Below are 19,082 nucleotides of genomic sequence, written 5' to 3'. Positions count from 1 at the left end.
GTGGTTTTGCATGTTCTTTTTTTTTTGGGGGGGTAATAGATTAAGGTGATTTCGTGTTGCAAAAAACATGAATATCATTTTAGGTGTAGATGAATTTTTATTGTTCTTTGTGATTAGGTTTTTTAGCATTCATAATTTGTCTTATTGCTGCTTTCATTTCAGCCGGTTTTACTTCCGTTGCAACAGCGTTTTGTATTATTCTGATGCTTCCTGTTTCTTCTGAGACTACTATGACAATGCAGTCATTGTTTTCTGTGACACCTATTCCGGCTCTGTGCCGCATGCCGAAATGACTCGGAATGTTGGGATTGCTGGAGTTTGGCAACATGCAACGAGCAGCTACTATCCTGTCGTTTTTTATTACCATTGCACCGTCGTGTAATGGACTGTTCTTGAAAAAAATGTTTTCTATCAGTGATTTACTCGTTATGGCATCTATAATTACACCGGTCTCTATTATTTCAGACAATTCATTTTCCTGAGTTATGAGTATCAAAGCACCTACCTTGCCTTGTGACATGGATGCACAGGCATCACATATAGGATCCAAATTTATGTCATCTCTTTCTTGATATTTTACTCCCAGAAATGAGAAAAATTGTCTGAAGTTAACTGCAAAACGTGTATTGCCTATGCTCAATAAAAAACGCCGTATCTCCGGTTGAAAAATGATTATCAAGGCGATAAAACCTACATTGACAAAAGCTCCTAATATATAGCTCAATAACTCCATGTGAAACAATGTCACAATCTTCAGCGCTATTATGACAGTTACTATGCCGAAAAAGATTTTTATTGCACTCGATCCTCTTACAAGATAATAAAGTCCATAAAGCAATAATCCTACCAATATTATGTCAATGATATCTAACAGTCTGATTTGTATAAACATATTGATAAAAAGTTCTGCCATGATTTGTTTCTTGGAATATTATGTTTTGATTTACAAATATCTTTCTAAATGTCATTTTAATTGTTGTAAAAGCTTGACGATTTCTATCGTTTCTTTTACCTTGTGAACTCTCAAAATATCAGCACCACGGAGTAATGCTATGGTGTTCAATACTGTGGTGCCGTTCGTGGCTTCTTGTGGTGTTATCCCTAATGTTTTATATATCAGTGATTTATGTGATATTCCTATGAGTATGGGATAATTTTCGACCCTATAATCTTCTATATGATTCAAAAGTTCAAAATTACATTCCATTGTTTTGTTGAATCCAATTCCGGGATCAAGAATGATTTGTTGTTCACCGTATTGCAGTAGCTCATCAATTTGTTTCTCAAAGAAGGTTTTGACTTTAAAGCAAACATTGTCACTAATAAGTTCTTTATGCATATTGTTGATTTTTCCTGTTATATGCATTAAAATATAAGGAATGTGTTTTGTCCCGATGAATTTCAACATGTTTTCGTCAAAAATACCGCCGGATATGTCATTGATGATATCGGCACCGGCATTGTAAACAGCTTCGGCAACGCATTGCCGATATGTGTCAATGGAAATAACGACTTCCGGAAAGTTGGTCCTTATAATATCAAGTGCCGGAATTATCCTGTTCAATTCTTCTTTCGGAGTAATGACAACACTTCCGGGACGTGTAGAAAAAGCTCCTATGTCAATGACATCGGCGCCTTCTTCTATCATTGTCTCGCAATGTTTCAAAACATCATTTAGGTCTTTATGCCGTCCTCCGTCGTAAAAAGAATCAGGAGTCACGTTCAATATACCCATTATTACCGGTTCCTTCCGGCTGAAAATATCTGTTGTCGATAACATGTCTTGTATATTTGACTTTTGTTTCTCGCAAAATTACACAATTATTCATATTATTTTAGGTTAGTAAAAAAAATATTGTGTCATTTATTGATACTTTCAGAAAAAGTACTAATTTTACAAACTGCAAAGTGTTTTTTCACTTTGTCGGTTAAGTTCAATCAAAGTTTTTATTATATGTTTAATACTGCTGAGGAATATAAAACGGTTCTTAATACTTGTAAGGATGTTTTTAACAATAAGATGTTGGATTATGGTTCAGCATGGCGTATCATGCGTACTGAATCTCTGACAGACCAGATTTATATTAAAGCCAATAGAATAAGAAGTATTCAAAGAAAGAAAGAAACTCTTGTCAATGAAGGTGTTGAACCGGAGTTTATAGGTATTGTCAATTATTCTGCTATGGCTGTCATCCAGTTGAATCTCGGAGTGACAGAAAAACCTGACTTGGACAGCAATGAGGCGGTGACAATGTATAGTAAAGTGCTTGATGAGGCTTTTTACCTTATGCAACGCAAAAATCATGATTATGATGAGGCGTGGAGAAATATGCGTATATCTTCAATGACTGACCTTATCTTGATGAAACTTCTGAGAATCAAAAGTATCGAGGATAACAACGGAAAAACTGTTGTCTCAGAGGGTCTTGATGCCAACTATTTCGACATAATTAATTATGCTGTATTTTGTCTGATTCTAATTAATGAAAGGAAATAATATGGAAGATACCAAAAAATCTGTAACATTGTCGTTTGGCGTTACTTTTATCGCCTTGTTGCTTGCTGTCGTTGTCGGCTTCAACCCGGAATTTTCGTGGCTTGTCTTGATAGCCATCTTGTTGACATTGACAGCTTCTTGTCTTTTTAGAAAGCGTTATACCGACGGCGCTCTCGTGTTGTGCCGTATTCTTGTGGGTTTGCTTTTCGTGTTCAGCAGTTTCGTGAAAGGTGTTGATCCTCTTGGTACCCAATATAAGATGTATGACTATTTCATCGCTTATGGTATTGAGGGAATGGGCGATATGGCTTTGCCTCTTGCTGTCTTTATGATACTTGCTGAGTTTTTAGTAGGCGCCTGTCTTATTGTCAATGTGTTGCCACGTCTTGCTGTGCTTGGTGCATCTCTTTTGATGCTCTTTTTCACTATTACTACTTTTTTCGATGCCATGTTCGATCTCGTGCCGGACTGCGGCTGCTTTGGCACTGCAATAAAAATGAGCAATTGGCAGACTTTCTTTAAGAATCTTATCATAGATAGTGTGCTTATTCCATTGATATTCAATAATAAATCATTAAAAAACAAGGAATTTGGCTTTGTGAAACAAATTGTTGCCGCTGTCGTATTGGCAGCTTTGTTCCTTGGTTTCGAGATATATAATATCAGGCATCTCCCCGTTATAGATTTTATGGAATGGAAGGTTGGCAATGACATGTCTCCTAAAGAAAATACTGCCTCTGCAGATATTTATCTTACTTATAAAAATAAAATTACGGGAGAGACAAAAGAATATCTGTCGCCAAATTATCCATGGAATGACTCTGTGTGGATGAGTGAATGGGAATTCGTCTCTCAGCGTGTGGACGGAGACCAAAATACTTTCGGCTTTTCCATACTCGATGCTTATGGAGACGATTATACGCATGTCTTGTTCGATTCGGACAATTTGCTTGTCCTTGTAGCACCTTATATTAATGAGTTCGATGCAAAAGATTATGTTAATTGTGAGAGAATAGTTGATCTTGCACGTGCCAATGGCTTGGATTATATCTGGATTACTTCTGAAAACAGTAAGTTTATTGACTCTTTGTATCGACATTATGATGTGCTCGATGAGGTGTATTATGGTGATGAACTTGAACTTAAAACCATGGTGCGTTCTTGTCCGGGTCTTATGCTTATGAAAAATGGTGTCGTCGTCGATAAATGGAGTAAAATAGACTTCCCCTCGGAGAAAAGAGTACTTAAACTTGTTTCAGAATGATTTAAGTCATGTTTTCTTATGTAGTAAGAAAGGTGTTATACGGTGTTGCGGTGCTTCTTGGCGTCGCAACATTGGTGTTTTTCCTGTTTAATGTACTGCCGGGCGACCCTGTGAGGATGATGCTGGGTCAAAGAGCCGATGAGAAGGATGTTCAGGTTATAAGAGAGGAATTGGGACTTGATAAAAGTATTGGATATCAGTATTGTTCTTATCTTAATGACCTTTCTCCGGTTTCTTTTTACAAGATAAAAGAAAATCAGAAGGAACAGTTTGAAAAATACAAGCCTTATCTTATAGTGGCTGAAATATCGGATGTAGCAGTGCTTCTTAAATCGCCTTATCTCAGATATTCCTATCAAAGTAAACGTCCCGTAGGTGAGATATTGTCGGAAGCATTTCCCAATACGTTGATTCTTGCTGTTGTCGCCATTTCCATAGCTTTGATTCTCGGTGTGACATTAGGAATACTTACTGCTGTGGCAAATAACAGTGTCTTGAATCGTATTACATTGTTTATCACAACGATAGGTATGTCGTTGCCGTCTTTTTTTGCAGCAATACTCATGGCATGGATTTTTGGCTTTGTCCTTGAATCGGTGACCGGTCTCAGTATGACAGGCAGTCTGTATTCAGTCGATGATTATGGCAGTGGTGCATATCTCGATCTGAAAAATCTTATCTTGCCTGCTGTTACATTAGGTCTTAGACCTCTTGCCGTAGTCGTGGAACTTACTCGTACGACTTTGTCAGACGTGATGTCTATGGATTATATCAGAACAGCAAAAGCTAAAGGGTTGAGAAAATGGAGAGTGATAACAAAACATGCTCTTCGTAATGCCATGACGCCGGTGATAACGGCAGTGTCGGGTTGGTTTGCTTCCATGCTTGCCGGAGCAGTGTTCGTGGAATATGTCTTCGATTGGAAAGGCATAGGTGTCGTTATTGTAGATGCTCTCGACAAATTCGATTTCCCCGTCGTTATGGGCGCAGTGCTGCTAATAGGCGTCATGCTGATAATTATTAATATCATTGTAGATATTATTTATGCAACTCTTGACCCGAGAGTGCGGCTTCAGTAGTTGTTTTTTATTGCTGTCAGGTATAATTTTTTGATTTTTCTTTGTAATGTTTTGAAAATCAGATCTATATCTACTAATTACGTTTAGGTGAGAATGCTGTATTTGTATTGATAATCAATTATTTATAAGGTTTTGTAAAGTGCTGATGGTTTATATTAAAATATTTTATAAAAAATTTTGATGTATTAAAAATTTACCACTATATTATTTCTGAAGATTTGAAAACCAAATAATGTGAAAACCATTATTAAAGTTGTTTTGCGAGTTCATGGTAAAAATCAAATGTATTGTCGTTTGTTGAGACTAAAGATGGAAAATCATAATGAAATGGTTCTAAGATTTTAATGTTTTGCATATTGTGTTTTTTATATGAAATTTTATTGCTGTTCAAAGTTGAATTATTAACCAAATAAATCTTGTCATTATGAAAAAATATTACCACTTTCCTTATGTGTCATTTTGTCGATTGATTATTTGATGGCGCAAATGGATCTTAATGAAATATCCAATTCAGACCCGTTTTTCAGAATTGCACACAGGTTTTGTATTTGCCGACCCGAAGATAAGCACTTGGAGCAGGAGGTCGCTGTAACCGACGGAACATATAGTGTTGTTTATACATATAATTATAATAAACCTGATGAAGTGGTTTCCATAATCGATGTTTTTCCTGTATCTTATGAAAACTTTAACGTTGATATGATTTTTTTCGGCACAGAAGAATACGTTTATCAGTTTCAGGATTCATTTCATGATAATGTCATCGATATTTATATAGATTCCAAATATGTGCATGCATTATCTGCGGAAGATGGATGCGTATTAAGGAAGAAATTTACCAAGAAAGTAAAGTTGAAAAAACATGTTTTGGTTAACAGCGTTGTTGACGGTAATGAAATAACCGTTCCCGGATTTTGCAACTTAGACAACGAAATTTATGTTATGGCATTTTATTATGATGGTGCTGAAAATTATCTGTTGCTGTTGAATGATGTTTAGATGAAGAATATTATTTGTGAGGATGTTTTTTGACATATTTCAGAATAGAACTTCTTGCTAAATAAATCAGTCCATCAAAGATAATTTCATTTCGTCTTAATTTATAATTTTACACATTCATGTTGAAAGAACTTGTACAAATATTTTTTCGATTAGGTTGAAAATTTAGGTTTTTTATGTAAATTTGCAATACTTATTACTTTGTCGAATCAAATAAAAATAACTATGAAAAAAAAGATGGTTGCCGGAAACTGGAAGATGAATACTGATTTCCAGGAGGCTGAAGATTTATTATATTCAATAGAAGATTTACTTGCTGATAAAGAACCTGATACTAATGTTGTTATCTGTACTCCTTATCCTTTCCTTGAACTTGCCACAGACCGTTCTTCTGAAACGGAGTTGTTTGCTGTAGGCGCTCAAAATGTCAGTTCTTTTGAAGATGGCGCTTATACAGGCGAGGTGTCTGCCCGTATGCTCGATTCCATAGGGGTAAGCTATTGCATCATCGGACATAGCGAACGTAGAAAATATTTTAAGGAAGATAATGCTACTCTTGCACAAAAGGTTAAAATGGCTTTGAAATATGATATGGCTCCTATTTTCTGTGTAGGCGAAGTGTTGGAAGAACGTGAAGCAAATCGCCATTTCGATGTTATCAGACAGCAGATAGAAGAAAGCCTTTTCGACCTTGATGATGCTGATTTTGAGAATGTTATTATCGCTTACGAACCTGTTTGGGCTATTGGCACAGGCAAGACTGCAACGCCGGAACAGGCGGAGGAGGTACATGCTTTCATTCGTTCTTTGGTGAGAGAAAAATATGGTGATGATATGGCTGAGAAACTCTATATCCTTTATGGTGGCAGTTGTAATGCTAAAAATGCGGCCGACCTTTTCGCTCAGTTGGATGTTGATGGCGGACTTATTGGCGGCGCTTCCCTTAAAGCAGAGGATTTTGTGAGTATTTGCGTCCAGGCATCTAAATAATTGATGATGAATTATATTGCTTTTTCATTCTCAAATCCTGATAATGATGCTTTGAAAGATATGTTCGTGGAATTGCTCGGGTCTTTGGGATTCGACAGTTTTATGGATGATGATGACGGATTTACAGCTTATTGTAAAGAAGATGATTTTGATGAACAAGGTGTTGAAGACTTGCTTTCAATGTCTCAGTTCGAGTCTGTCAGGATATTGAAGAAGGAAAATATTCCTGACAGGGATTGGAATGAGGTGTGGGAGTCTTCTTATGAACCTGTCGTTATAAACGAAATTTGTCGTATAAGAGCACCTTTCCATCAACCGGATTCTCGCTATAAATTTGACTTGCTTATAGAACCTAAAATGTCGTTCGGTACGGCTCATCATGAAACAACAGCCTTGATTATCAAGATGATGCTTGATACTGATTTTAGAAATCGTGATGTACTCGATATGGGTTCAGGTACAGGTGTCCTTGCCATTCTTGCAAAAAAACTCGGTTCTGCAACGACAGTGGCAATTGATAATGATGAATGGGCTTACCGTAATGCTTTGGATAATATCCGCATGAATGACACTAACGATATTAGTGTTGAACTTGGAGATGCTACTACATTGAAGGACAGACATTTCGATATTATTATAGCAAATATCAATCGTAACATCCTTCTTCGCGATATGAAAGAATATGTTAAATGTCTTGATAATAATGGTATCATATTTTTTAGTGGATTCTATCAGGCGGATTTACCTATGATTGCCAAAGAGGCGGAATCTTTAGGGTTAGTCTTTTCCAGACATTTGGCAGAGAACGAATGGACAGCGGCAGCTTTTGTCAAACGTAAATGATAGACAATGGATTGGGTCGCTTTTATTGTTTCTCTGACAGTGGCTTATATTTTAGGTTCAATACCTACTGCTGTTTGGGTGGGCAGATTGTTCTATGATACTGACGTTCGGGAGCATGGTTCGGGTAATGCCGGTACTACTAATGTGATAAGAGTACTTGGTTATAAGGCGGCAATACCTGTATTTGTCATTGATGTCTTGAAAGGCTGGCTTGCTGTTTTTATTATTCCTTATATTTTCGAAATGTTGAAAATCGATGCTGTGCCCCGGATAATGCCTGTTTTAGCTGTAGTGGCTGTTGTGCTCGGTCATGTGTTCCCGTTATTTGCTGGTTTTAGAGGAGGTAAGGGTGTTGCCACCTTGCTTGGCGTAGGTCTGGCATTGTATCCTTATGCTACATTGTCGGCATTGGCAATATTTGTAATAGTATTGCTGCTTAAAAATTATGTCTCTCTTGCAAGTATATCAGCGTCAATAAGTTTTCCGCTGTTCGTTTTTTTCCTGTTTCCCACTGCAAATTATTATCTGTATTTTCCGGCTGTGGCAGTGGCACTGTTCGTTCCTATAACTCATAGAAAGAATATCAAGCGTCTTATTGAAGGAAATGAAAATAAATTTTTTAAAAAGAAATAAAAATTAAATTATTTTTGTTGTTATTGTTAAAAGTTGTATTTTTACAATCTGAAAAAAATAAGTAGTTATGAAGTTTATTGTTTCAAGATCTAAACTGTTTAAAGCTGTTCAGGCTCTTGGTGGCGTCATTACACCATCTAATACTATGCCAATCTTAGAAGATTTCTTGTTTGAACTTTCAGATAACAAGTTGAGTATCACAGCTTCTAATTTGGAAACGACTATGGTCGCTTCTATTCAGCCTGACATGGTCGATGGTAGTGGCCAGGTGACAATTCCTGCTCGTCTTTTTATTGATGCTATTAAGAATTTTCCGGATATACCGCTTTCATTTAATATTTCGGAAGATACTTATGCAATAGAAATTACTACTAACGAAGGTGTTTATAAAATGGTAGGACATAGTAGCAGCGAGTTTCCTCAATTGCCCAAGATAGAAGATAGTGATGTCCTTGAAGTTCCTGCCGATGTTTTGGCATGCGGCTTTGAGAAGACGATATTTGCTACAGGCTCTGATGAGATCCGCCCGGTGATGACAGGCGTTTATCTTAATGTATCCGATACTTGTCTCACTTTCGTGGCTACTGACGCTCATAGATTGGTACGTTATAAGAGATTCGATGTGAAATCTGACAGAAACTCTTCTATAATTATTCCTAAAAAGCCTGTTAACCAATTGAAAGCCGTTTTGTCAACTAAAGGCGATGATAAGGTCCTTGTTAAGTTTAATCGGACCAATGTATCGTTTGATCTCGGTGATTTTCGTCTTATATGTCGTCTTATTGAAGGTGTGTATCCTAATTATGAGGCTGTAATACCGACAAATAATCCTAATAAGCTCGTTGCTGATTGTCAATTGCTTAATGCTGCAATACGTCGTGTTGGCACATTCTCCAATAAGGCTACTCACCAGGTGCGTCTTAAGATATCAGGACAGGAATTGCTTATCTCGGCAGAGGATTTGGACTATTATAATGAAGCTAAGGAACGTCTTACATGTAGCTATGAGGGTGCTGATATGGAGATAGGTTTCAATTCCCGTTTTTTACAGGATATACTTTCCAATATTACTCAGCAATCAGTGAGAATTGAGCTTTCTGCACCGAACCGTGCCGGTATTATGACTCCTGTGGATAATGAAAATGCAGATGAGGATATTTTGATGCTTTTGATGCCGGTTATGCTTAGTTGATGGTTTTTTGAAAAAAATTATGGTGTGTCTGAAACTAATGTGAGATGACACACCTTTTTTTATGTTGTTATCTATATGACAACAAGTCGCTGAGACAATAATTCAATTGTTTTCAGCGACTTGTCCGTCAATGTTTGACACAATGTTCCGGTAATTAATCTATATGTGGTCCGGCTGATACCAAAGCCTTCCCGGCTTCGTTGTATTCAAACTTCTTGAAATTGTTGATGAAACGACTTGCTAAATCTTTGGCTTTGACATTCCATTCTTCAGCATTTTTATATGTGTCGCGTGGATCTAAAATGGCAGGGTTGACACCTGGCAATTCGGTAGGCACCTCTAAATCAAAATATGGGATATGTTTGGTAGGTGCTTTGTCGATGGAACCGTCCAAGATGGCATCTATGATTCCTCTCGTGTCTTTTATGGAGATACGTTTGCCGGTGCCATTCCAACCTGTATTGACCAAATATGCTTTTGCTCCGGCTTTTTCCATCTTCTTGACTAACTCTTCAGCATATTTTGTAGGATGCAGCGAAAGAAATGCAGCACCAAAACATGCTGAGAAAGTAGGTGTAGGCTCTGTGATTCCTCTCTCTGTTCCCGCTAACTTGGCTGTGAATCCTGATAAGAAATAATATTTTGTTTGTTCAGGTGTCAAAATAGATACAGGAGGCAATACCCCGAAAGCATCTGCTGAAAGGAAAATGACTTTTTTCGCATCCGGAGCCTTGGAAACAGGTCTCACTATGTTTTCTATGTGATATATAGGATAGGAGACTCTCGTGTTTTCTGTGACACTCTTGTCAGCAAAATCTATTTTACCGTTTTTATCGACAGTCACATTTTCCAACAATGCATTTCTCTTGATGGCGTTGTAAATGTCAGGTTCGCTCTCTTTGTCGAGATTTATTACTTTGGCATAACATCCGCCTTCGAAATTAAAGATTCCGTCGTCATCCCAACCATGTTCGTCATCGCCTATCAAGGCTCTTTTGGGGTCTGTGGATAATGTGGTCTTTCCTGTTCCCGACAATCCGAAGAATATGGCGGTCTCGCCTTTTTCATTGGTATTTGCAGAACAGTGCATCGATGCGATGCCTTTCAGAGGAAGAAGATAGTTCATGATGGAAAACATGCCTTTCTTCATCTCACCTCCATACCATGTGTTCAAAATAACTTGCTCTTGTGTAGTAAGGTTGAAAACTACAGCTGTTTCGGAATTTAATCCCAACTCTTTGTAATTCTTTACTTTTGCTTTTGAGGCGGTGTAAACGATAAAGTCCGGCTTGCCGAATTCATTGAGTTCTTCTTCTGTTGGACGAATAAACATGTTCTTGACAAAATGTGCCTGCCATGCAACCTCCATGATGAAACGAATTTTTATCCTCGAATTTTTGTTGGCTCCGGCAAAGGCATCCATGACGTATAATTTTTTGCCGGACAACTCCTTGACGGCAATGTCCTTCAACTCGTCCCATACTTTGGGAGTGACAGGCTTGTTGTCGTTTTTATATTCATCGGATGTCCACCATACTGTGTCGCGACTTACGTCGTCCATGACGAAATACTTGTCTTTGGGAGAACGTCCGGTATATTCACCCGTCATGACATTGACAGCACCAAGTTCTGTCACAACACCTTTGTCATAACCCGTTAATGTTGGGTCTATCTCGTCTTCATATAATGTCTCGAAAGAAGGGTTGTACTGAATTTCCTTGACATCTACAATGCCGTAAGATTTTAGTGATTCTCTGATTTCTTCAATGTTTTTTGCCATAAGTTAGTTTTTTTGATTTATAATTTTAATTGTTTTTTTCAATTTGTTTAGTACGATGATTTTTGAATATCCTAATAAGTTGTTTTTATAAAAGAATGTGTAAGTATTACCGTCGCAAAGATACAACAATTTTATATACAATGTGGTTTTTATATAAACTGTTTATTGTTTCAAAAATATTTTCCGTTTTTGTATTTTGATGATTTCATTTCAGAAGAATGAGTAAGCAAGCTGCTGTTTTTGATTTTTTTCTATATGTTTTGTTTTGTTTTTGTTCGATTTTTGTAATTTTACGCGATATTTTGAAATTATGTTGACACGCTTTTTATTCTATTTCATATTATACCCGTTATCGATATTGCCGTTATACCTATTATATCTATTGTTTGTTCCTATATATTTGATAATGAGTTATATTGTATGTTATAGGCGTAAAGTCGTTGATAAAAATCTGTCTTTGTCTTTTCCTCAGTGGTCTAAAAAAGAAGTGAAAATAGTCAGGAACAAGTTTTATTGGCATCTTACGCAGATAGCAGCAGAGATGTTGAAAATGCTCTCAATGAGTCGTGAAAATGTGATGCGCCGTTATCATTGCTCTAATCCGCATCTCGTCAATAGATTTTTTGATGAAGGCAAGAGTGTGGTACTTGTTTCAAGTCATTATAATAATTGGGAATGGATGGTGTTGAGTTTGGATATGCAATTTAAACATCATGGTATTGGCGTTGGTGCCCATAATACTAACAAGGTATTTGAGAAACTTATTAATAGGGCAAGGACTCGTTATGGTACTCAGGTGGTTTTTCATGATAATGTCAGAGAGGTGATGCAATATCATGAGACAAATCATCTTCCGGCAGCATATATGATACTTTCAGACCAGTCACCAAGTAATCCTTTGCGTTGTTATGTTACTGATTTTCTTTATCAAAGAACTGCATTTATAAGAGGTGCAGAGGGATTTGCGCGAAAATATAATCTTCCGGTTTTGTATTATGAGGTGATAAAAGAAAGATGGGGACGTTATCGTATAGATGTTCAAATTGTTACGGAAAGTCCTGATGTTTTGCCGGATGGCGCTGTCATGCAACGTTATTCTGAACTTCTCGAGAAGACTATACAAAAACAGCCCCAGTTTTGGATGTGGAGCCATAGACGCTGGAAACCAAAATTCCAAAATCTGTGATTATTGTGTTTGCTGTATTTTGAAGTATTTTTTTCGTATGCTTAATTCATAGACTATCCATAATATGAGATAACCGTTAGTGATTATCTCGTACCATAGGTTTATGGTGGGTTCTAAGGTGATGAAACGTTTTACAATCCATAATACTATGTCTATTGTAAACAATATGTCCCATATTTTTTCTTTGTCTTTAAATTCTACCGTATTGGAGCCTTCTTTTATTTCTATTGTTGATGATGAAGAAAAATATGGTATCATGCTCTGTATCATTATGTTGTATCTTCCTAATGGAAATCCGTTTATTGTGGCGGATTTGCCTTTGACAATTCCTATATAGTAGTTGTCAATATAAATCTTGTGAGGAAGAGAAAGTCCCATCATGGAACTTTTGTCTATTATTGTCAAACTGTTATTCATCTTTTTTTTATGAAAAAGAGGCTGACTTCTGAAGTCAACCTCTTTGTAAGTTGTCAAAATAAAGATAATTATTTACGGTCGGCTTTGATGGCTGCTTGTGCTGCTGCCAATCTTGCCACCGGGACGCGGAATGGTGAACATGACACGTAATTCAAACCTGTGTTGTAGAAGAAATCTACTGATGCCGGGTCACCTCCGTGTTCACCGCAGACACCGCATTTGAGGTTGTTTCTTGTTGAACGTCCGCGTTCTACACCCAATTTGACCAATTGTCCTACACCTTCCTGGTCTAAGGTGTTGAATGGGTCAGCAGGGATAATCTTTTCTTCAACATATTTGTGGACTATGGCATTGACATCATCACGTGAGAATCCGAAGGTCATTTGTGTCAAGTCGTTTGTTCCGAATGAGAAGAATTGAGCCACTTCCGCAATCTTGTCTGCCACCAAAGTAGCACGTGGAATTTCAATCATGGTGCCGTATAGATAATCAATGGTTACACCATATTGTGCTTCAACTTCAGCTTTTACTCTGTCGGCTATGACTTTTTGATTCTGCAACTCTTTCACATTGACTGTCAAAGGTACCATTATCTCAAGGTGAGGATCATTGCCTTCTTTCATCAGTTGTGCTGTTGCTTCGAACAAGGCACGGAATTGTGTCTCTGAAATCTCAGGATAAAGTATGCCGAGACGAACACCACGAAGACCCATCATTGGATTGACTTCATGGAGAGCGTTGATACGTCTCTTCAACTCATTGAGGGCCATGCCGCGTTGTGCTGCAAGTTCACGTTGTTTTTCTTCTTCGTTGGATTGTGGTACGAACTCATGCAGTGGTGGGTCCATCAAACGGAATGTCAACGGTTTGCCATCCATCACTTTAAGAGTGCTCTTCGCTGACTCGCGAATATAAGGTTCCAACTCATTCAATGCTTCAATACGCTCTTCTTTTGTGTTGGCAAGAATCATATTACGTAATTTGCTAAGCGGTTTTTCGCTGTTCTTACCATAGAACATGTGTTCTATACGGAACAGTCCTATACCTTCTGCGCCGAAACTGATAGCTTTCATTGCATCATCCGGATTGTCGGCATTGGTACGTACACCCATCTTGCGATATTTGTCAACAAGTCTCATGAACTCTTGAAAACGCGGATTTTCTGTGGCATCTATCATTTCTATTTGTCCATCATATACATAACCTTTTGTTCCGTTAAGACTGATGATGTCACCTTCATTATAAACTTTGCCGCCTATTGTCACTTTGCCTTCTTTCTCGTTGATATGGACGTCTTCACAACCTACAATACAACATTTGCCCCAGCCGCGGGCCACCAAAGCTGCATGAGAGGTCATACCGCCTTTGGCTGTCAAAATGCCGTCTGCAGCGCGCATGCCTTCTACGTCTTCAGGATTAGTCTCTTCACGGACTAATATGTTGTTGAGACCGGCTTCGCGTAACTCTTTGGCTTTCTCGCTGCTAAGAGCGATTTTTCCTACTGCGCCGCCGGGACCTGCAGGAAGACCGTGTGCCAATATTGAGTGATTCTTCTCGTCTTTGGCATCGAGAATAGGGTGAAGCAATTCATCTATCTGATTGACATTAAGTCTCATAACAGCTGTAGCCTCGTCGATGAAACCTTCATGAAGCATGTCTAATGCCATATTGACAGCAGCTACACCTGTACGTTTCCCAACACGACATTGCAACATGTACAATTTACCTTCCTGAATGGTAAACTCAATGTCGAGCATGTCTTTATAGAAGTCTTCTAATATTGTACGTATGTCGCACAATTCTTTGTACGTCTCAGGCATCAACTCTTGCATCGAGTGCATGTTTTTGTTTTTCTCGTTTTTGGTGTCATCGTTGAGCGGGTTAGGAGTACGTATGCCGGCTACTACGTCTTCGCCTTGTGCATTGATGAGCCATTCGCCGTAAAATTTGTTGTCTCCTGTTGCAGGGTCACGTGTGAATGCTACACCTGTCGCTGAATTTTCACCCATGTTACCGAAAACCATGGTTTGAACGTTAACGGCAGTACCCCAATCTTCTGGAATACCTTCTATTTTTCTATAAGATACGGCTTTTCTTCCGTTCCAACTCTTGAATACGGCTCTTATACCGCCTTCGAGTTGCATTTCTGCATCGTCGGGAAATTCTGTTCCCAAAACTCTTTTGATGGTAGCTTTGAATTCTTCTGCGAGATATAACAATTCATCTGCATTGATGTCGGTGTCAGATTTATAACCTTTTTTTACTTTGAATTCATCAAGCATGTCATCTAAGATCTTGCGGATGCCTTTACCTTCAGCAGGCTCCTTGTCTTCAGCTTTCTCCATAACGACGTCAGCGTACATCATGATAAGACGACGGTATGAGTCATATACAAACCTTGGGTTGTTGGTCTTTTTTATCAATCCGGGGATGGTCTTTGAACACAATCCTATGTTTAATACAGTATCCATCATTCCCGGCATTGACTGACGCGCACCTGAACGGCATGATACTAAAAGAGGATTCTCTGCATCACCGTATTTCATTCCCATGATTTCTTCCATTTTTTTAATCCCGGCATGAACCTCATTCATCAAACCTTCCGGTAACTGACAGCCATTGGCATAATATGCTGTACAACATTCTGTCGTGATGGTTAATCCTGCAGGTACAGGCAAACCTAATAAACACATCTCAGCCAGATTAGCACCTTTGCCACCTAATAAATTCTTCATCGTAGAGTTTCCTTCAGCTGTACGGTTGCCAAAAGAATAAACATACTTGATTTTTTCCATTGTTGATTTTTTTGTTGATTTTTTATATTATTAATATATTGTATTCTTATACCTTGGTATATAATGAAGATGTTTTTTTTGTCGCGCAAAGATAAGAATAATAGTTGATAATTCAAAGAAAAATATTGTCGTTTTGTAAAAATTTTTTATATGCCATTTTGGCATGTTTTATCATTTTTTTATAAATTGGCCTGATTATTGTTATTGTATTGATAAATTGTATTTTATGGGTATGAGTATTATTGGCATTGTGGCAATTTTGGTTATCGTTTATTTCCTGTATAAAAGTGTAAAGCCTAAGAAAAAAACGAATTATACTGATAATAAAACAGATAATAAAGGTGGTAATTATTCAAAATGGATTGGAGGAGGTCTTGGGTGGGCTTTTGGCGGTCCTTTAGGCGCAGTGATAGGCTTCGCTTTAGGTTCTTTCTTCGGTAATTCCAATTCTAATCGTAATATTTCCGATTATATTGGAGGTAGTACACAACAACAGGATTTCAATGTAAGTCTTTTGGTGCTTTCTGCCGCCGTTATGAAAGCAGATGGCACTCTGAAAAGATCGGAACTCGACTACGTGAAACAGTTTTTCCTTCGCAATTTCGGACAACAACATGCTGAACGCTATATTCTTATGCTTCGCGAGATATTAAAACAGGATTTTAATATTACTGATATAAGCCGGCAGATAGGACATTATATGGATTATTCTTCGCGACTTCAACTGTTGCATTATCTTTTCGGTATTGCTGCTGCTGATTCCTCTGTTCATGAGAGTGAAGTTAATGTTATTAATGTAATATCAACTTCAATGGGAATATCTAATGTTGATTTTGAATCCATTAAGGCAATGTTTGTCCAAAATGTCGATAATGCCTATACTATTCTCGGTGTGTCTCCTTCTGCATCTGATGATGAAGTTAAAAACGCTTATCGCGAAATGGCTAAAAAATATCATCCGGATAAGGTGTCTTATCTCGGTGACGACGTTCGTAAAGCAGCAGAACAGAAGTTTAAAGAAGTTAATGATGCTTACGAGAAAATAAAGAAACAACGTGGAATATTTTGATAATTACAAACCAATTCTAATTAGTCGTCACATTTTTTTGTGATGACTTTTTTATTTGTATAATCTCCATCTTACACCTATCACGAATCTCGCATCCCTCATAGGATAATGTGGAGTCGTGAAATATCTGTTGTCTTTTGTCAATGAATATAGGTTGGTGTATCCGACAAAAATGTTTGCCCTTTTGACTTTAAAGGTGACAAAGAGGTCTATGTATGGGAAATTGCCGATTTTTACTTCATCCTGAAGGTAAAATGTCCTTAACGCCGGCATGTATGCATCGGCATAATAGTTTGTAAAATAGTGTACAGTGATGCTCGGTTGCATCATGGATACGTTTTTTACCAAAGTGATGTTCCATCCGAATTTTAATTTGCCGTAAAATAAAGGAAGATGTACTACAGATTCATTGTCGGCTTTTTGTAATGACAGATGACTCGATAACTCTATATGTTTTAATTTTAAGTTGAAATATGCAAAAATAGAACTGATATTGATAGTTCCGGTGTGTTGTGCTGGTTTCGCATCGTTATTGAAATATATATAATGGTCTATAGTGTTGTGTTTCAATCCTAATGTTAACCATGACAATTCATAGCTTCCGGCAAGCCCTAAATATGTCGTCGGACTGAAATTGTTATTCCATCTGAAATTATTTGAATAATATGATTCTTCGAACCAATCGGCAGACTCTCTCGAAATGTTGAGGTCGAAAACCAATGCTCCTATGTTTTTGTTGGAAGTTCCTAAAAATTGTCTCCATTCTCCGATAATGTTGAAATCTCCTGCATGATAACCATCTATTATCAATTCTCCATTGCCGGTTAATCTTGTCGATTTGAACAGATTGATAATGATTCCGGCATTGACTCTGAAATCAGAATAGTCATGACTGCCGAAATATTCATTTGTTATCAGGTCTTTGTATCCGGCGTGATGGGAATAGCAATGCCCTATACCTAATGTGAGATAAAATGGGATGTCATTGTGGAACTTTTTGTAACCTAATGTATTCCACGTAATGAAATTTTTTATGGTATGAAAATAAATACTGTCGAATGTCATGACTGAGTCAATGACTGTATCATGGCTCTGATAAAATGATGATAATGGATTTTTGTCGGAATACACGTATTTATTCTGTTGATAACCGAAACTGTAATTTATTCTTCCAAGCTCGATTTTTCTTTTTTTTGTTGTTAGGCTATCGTCTTTTTTTTCTGCTCTCGGACTTAGTATGTTGAAATATTGATTTAATCCAAATCCTGACACTTTTATGAGATTGTTGGCTTGTTGCAGGTTGACGGCTATTACAGTCTTGTCTTCTTCGATAAGGTCAATAAAAACATTATCATCAACTATTCCTCCGTTTTCTTGAACGTCTATTTTGTTGTGAAAATAATATCCGGTTATTCCATATCGCTGATTAGGTGTGTTCCAACGTAAATTGGCAGTAAAATATGTGTTCTGAGCCTTGCTGTATTGGTAAACAGTTGGAGCGAAATCTATGTTATAATTTATTGTAATAAACAGATTTTTAAGGAATTCACGGCTGAATAATAAGTTCAAATGCTGCTCTTTTTTACCTCCCATCATATATCTTATCTCTGTAAATGGCTGATATATAATTGGATATATAATATCGTCTTCGGTTTTTATATAGTTGTTGAATGCCGGAAGTCTATTATTGAATCCTATCATTACATTATGATGAAAACCTAATTTTTTATGTGCCAATCCCGGATTGCTTAATGTCTGGTATATCTCATGCTCAGTATTGACAGGATCATAAAATGAAGCTGATAATGTAGTGGTATCATATTCTGTTATCTTACCAAGATATTGATTGTCAAAGTTCTGATAAAAATAGCTTACTTTTGTTGAATCGACAGCGATACTGTCATTTGAAAATATGTCATTTTTCGCTGCCCATAAAAATCGGCAGGAAAGTAATAAAAACAATGATATGAACAGTATTTTTTTCACTTTGCAAAGATATATAAAAAGAGTTAAACTTAACATGTTATAATAGTAAATTGTGTTTTTACTCTAATTGTAAATGGACATGAAACGGAAAAATCGTTGTTATATTAATAAGGTATAAAACAAGTAACAGGAGGAGAAAAAGGGAAGTTGTGAAAAGAGGAAAGATGGGAAGTGGGAAAAAGGAGTAGAAACGATGTAAAAAAAGGAGAAGAAAAGAGGAGGAAGGGGGCAGGAAGAGGCAAAAACGGGGGTAGGAGTGAGGGTAGAGTAAGGTATAAAGTAGTGATAATCAATAGGGATAAAAATAAATAAAAAAAAGTTTAAAAAAGTGTTGTAGAGAAAGAAAAAAGGT

At 37.2% G+C, this 19,082-nt stretch carries 17 protein-coding genes; 11 read left to right on the top strand and 6 right to left on the bottom strand.

Annotation, left to right across the window (positions count from 1 at the left end):
• Positions 1 to 97: 97 nt before the first annotated feature.
• Both cdaA and folP read right to left on the bottom strand, forming a co-directional pair.
• Positions 98 to 913 carry a diadenylate cyclase CdaA gene (gene cdaA, locus ACZOVS_RS02140; protein WP_483995588.1) on the bottom strand — a complete coding sequence of 272 codons (816 nt, stop codon included), beginning with the start codon at positions 911 to 913 and terminating at the stop codon, positions 98 to 100.
• Positions 914 to 964: 51 nt separating this feature from the next.
• Positions 965 to 1,780, bottom strand: a complete 816-nt coding sequence (folP, locus tag ACZOVS_RS02135) for a dihydropteroate synthase (RefSeq protein ID WP_483995587.1) — start codon at positions 1,778 to 1,780, stop codon at positions 965 to 967.
• 174 nt (positions 1,781 to 1,954) lie between these two features.
• Here folP and ACZOVS_RS02130 point away from each other — a divergent pair, with 174 nt between their 5' ends.
• The 8 genes from ACZOVS_RS02130 to dnaN all read left to right on the top strand — a co-directional run bounded on the left by ACZOVS_RS02130 (position 1,955) and on the right by dnaN (position 9,497).
• Positions 1,955 to 2,497 (top strand): DUF1599 domain-containing protein, encoded by a 543-nt coding sequence (locus ACZOVS_RS02130; protein ID WP_483995586.1) that lies wholly within the window; start codon positions 1,955 to 1,957, stop codon positions 2,495 to 2,497.
• Position 2,498: 1 nt separating this feature from the next.
• Positions 2,499 to 3,761 carry a BT_3928 family protein gene (locus ACZOVS_RS02125; RefSeq protein WP_483995585.1) on the top strand — a complete coding sequence of 421 codons (1,263 nt, stop codon included), beginning with the start codon at positions 2,499 to 2,501 and terminating at the stop codon, positions 3,759 to 3,761.
• 8 nt (positions 3,762 to 3,769) lie between these two features.
• On the top strand, positions 3,770 to 4,840 hold the full coding sequence (locus tag ACZOVS_RS02120) for an ABC transporter permease (RefSeq protein ID WP_483995584.1): 1,071 nt from the start codon (positions 3,770 to 3,772) through the stop codon (positions 4,838 to 4,840).
• A 486-nt stretch (positions 4,841 to 5,326) separates the two neighbouring features.
• Positions 5,327 to 5,839, top strand: a complete 513-nt coding sequence (locus ACZOVS_RS02115; protein WP_483995583.1) for a hypothetical protein — start codon at positions 5,327 to 5,329, stop codon at positions 5,837 to 5,839.
• 225 nt (positions 5,840 to 6,064) lie between these two features.
• The gene (gene tpiA / locus ACZOVS_RS02110) at positions 6,065 to 6,829 is read left to right on the top strand and encodes a triose-phosphate isomerase (protein WP_483995582.1); all 765 of its coding nucleotides are present in this window, start codon (positions 6,065 to 6,067) and stop codon (positions 6,827 to 6,829) included.
• A gap of 6 nt (positions 6,830 to 6,835) precedes the next feature.
• Positions 6,836 to 7,672: a 50S ribosomal protein L11 methyltransferase gene (gene prmA / locus ACZOVS_RS02105; protein ID WP_483995581.1), complete on the top strand. Its 837-nt coding sequence runs from the start codon at positions 6,836 to 6,838 to the stop codon at positions 7,670 to 7,672.
• A gap of 6 nt (positions 7,673 to 7,678) precedes the next feature.
• On the top strand, positions 7,679 to 8,305 hold the full coding sequence (gene plsY, locus ACZOVS_RS02100; protein ID WP_483995580.1) for a glycerol-3-phosphate 1-O-acyltransferase PlsY: 627 nt from the start codon (positions 7,679 to 7,681) through the stop codon (positions 8,303 to 8,305).
• Between the two features lie 67 nt (positions 8,306 to 8,372).
• Entirely contained in the window at positions 8,373 to 9,497 is a 1,125-nt protein-coding gene (dnaN, locus tag ACZOVS_RS02095) for a DNA polymerase III subunit beta (protein WP_483995579.1), read from the top strand.
• A gap of 154 nt (positions 9,498 to 9,651) precedes the next feature.
• Here dnaN and pckA read toward each other — a convergent pair whose 3' ends face one another.
• Complete coding sequence (pckA, locus tag ACZOVS_RS02090) at positions 9,652 to 11,277, bottom strand: phosphoenolpyruvate carboxykinase (ATP) (RefSeq protein ID WP_483995578.1); 1,626 nt, start codon at positions 11,275 to 11,277, stop codon at positions 9,652 to 9,654.
• A gap of 310 nt (positions 11,278 to 11,587) precedes the next feature.
• Between pckA and ACZOVS_RS02085 the strand changes: the two genes are divergently transcribed.
• Positions 11,588 to 12,463, top strand: coding sequence for a lysophospholipid acyltransferase family protein (locus ACZOVS_RS02085; protein WP_483995577.1), 876 nt, complete (start codon positions 11,588 to 11,590; stop codon positions 12,461 to 12,463).
• Here the strand turns inward: ACZOVS_RS02085 and ACZOVS_RS02080 are convergent, their stop codons facing one another.
• Together ACZOVS_RS02080 and ppdK are read right to left on the bottom strand one after the other, a co-directional pair.
• On the bottom strand, positions 12,464 to 12,880 hold the full coding sequence (locus tag ACZOVS_RS02080) for a hypothetical protein (RefSeq protein ID WP_483995576.1): 417 nt from the start codon (positions 12,878 to 12,880) through the stop codon (positions 12,464 to 12,466).
• A 68-nt stretch (positions 12,881 to 12,948) separates the two neighbouring features.
• A complete protein-coding gene (ppdK, locus tag ACZOVS_RS02075) occupies positions 12,949 to 15,675 on the bottom strand; it encodes a pyruvate, phosphate dikinase (protein ID WP_483995575.1) in 2,727 nt (908 codons plus the stop codon).
• A gap of 226 nt (positions 15,676 to 15,901) precedes the next feature.
• Between ppdK and ACZOVS_RS02070 the strand changes: the two genes are divergently transcribed.
• A complete protein-coding gene (locus tag ACZOVS_RS02070) occupies positions 15,902 to 16,744 on the top strand; it encodes a TerB family tellurite resistance protein (RefSeq protein WP_483995574.1) in 843 nt (280 codons plus the stop codon).
• Between the two features lie 51 nt (positions 16,745 to 16,795).
• Here the strand turns inward: ACZOVS_RS02070 and ACZOVS_RS02065 are convergent, their stop codons facing one another.
• Positions 16,796 to 18,730 (bottom strand): putative porin, encoded by a 1,935-nt coding sequence (locus tag ACZOVS_RS02065; RefSeq protein WP_483995573.1) that lies wholly within the window; start codon positions 18,728 to 18,730, stop codon positions 16,796 to 16,798.
• Positions 18,731 to 18,901: 171 nt separating this feature from the next.
• Here ACZOVS_RS02065 and ACZOVS_RS02060 point away from each other — a divergent pair, with 171 nt between their 5' ends.
• Positions 18,902 to 19,042, top strand: a complete 141-nt coding sequence (locus tag ACZOVS_RS02060) for a hypothetical protein (protein WP_483995572.1) — start codon at positions 18,902 to 18,904, stop codon at positions 19,040 to 19,042.
• Positions 19,043 to 19,082: the final 40 nt, after the last annotated feature.

Source organism: Candidatus Limimorpha avicola (assembly GCF_056978975.1).
The sequence above is the reverse complement of the archived record's forward strand: the minus strand, read 5'-3'. Positions and strand labels throughout refer to the sequence as shown.

Excerpts from the sequence above, each read along its gene's own strand:
- cdaA (WP_483995588.1), bottom strand. The coding sequence starts at position 913 with ATGGCAGAACTTTTTATCAATATGTTTATACAAATCAGACTGTTAGAT.
- folP (WP_483995587.1), bottom strand. The coding sequence starts at position 1,780 with ATGTTATCGACAACAGATATTTTCAGCCGGAAGGAACCGGTAATAATG.
- ACZOVS_RS02130 (WP_483995586.1), top strand. The coding sequence starts at position 1,955 with ATGTTTAATACTGCTGAGGAATATAAAACGGTTCTTAATACTTGTAAG.
- ACZOVS_RS02125 (WP_483995585.1), top strand. The coding sequence starts at position 2,499 with ATGGAAGATACCAAAAAATCTGTAACATTGTCGTTTGGCGTTACTTTT.
- ACZOVS_RS02120 (WP_483995584.1), top strand. The coding sequence starts at position 3,770 with ATGTTTTCTTATGTAGTAAGAAAGGTGTTATACGGTGTTGCGGTGCTT.
- ACZOVS_RS02115 (WP_483995583.1), top strand. The coding sequence starts at position 5,327 with ATGGATCTTAATGAAATATCCAATTCAGACCCGTTTTTCAGAATTGCA.
- tpiA (WP_483995582.1), top strand. The coding sequence starts at position 6,065 with ATGAAAAAAAAGATGGTTGCCGGAAACTGGAAGATGAATACTGATTTC.
- prmA (WP_483995581.1), top strand. The coding sequence starts at position 6,836 with ATGAATTATATTGCTTTTTCATTCTCAAATCCTGATAATGATGCTTTG.
- plsY (WP_483995580.1), top strand. The coding sequence starts at position 7,679 with ATGGATTGGGTCGCTTTTATTGTTTCTCTGACAGTGGCTTATATTTTA.
- dnaN (WP_483995579.1), top strand. The coding sequence starts at position 8,373 with ATGAAGTTTATTGTTTCAAGATCTAAACTGTTTAAAGCTGTTCAGGCT.
- pckA (WP_483995578.1), bottom strand. The coding sequence starts at position 11,277 with ATGGCAAAAAACATTGAAGAAATCAGAGAATCACTAAAATCTTACGGC.
- ACZOVS_RS02085 (WP_483995577.1), top strand. The coding sequence starts at position 11,588 with ATGTTGACACGCTTTTTATTCTATTTCATATTATACCCGTTATCGATA.
- ACZOVS_RS02080 (WP_483995576.1), bottom strand. The coding sequence starts at position 12,880 with ATGAATAACAGTTTGACAATAATAGACAAAAGTTCCATGATGGGACTT.
- ppdK (WP_483995575.1), bottom strand. The coding sequence starts at position 15,675 with ATGGAAAAAATCAAGTATGTTTATTCTTTTGGCAACCGTACAGCTGAA.
- ACZOVS_RS02070 (WP_483995574.1), top strand. The coding sequence starts at position 15,902 with ATGGGTATGAGTATTATTGGCATTGTGGCAATTTTGGTTATCGTTTAT.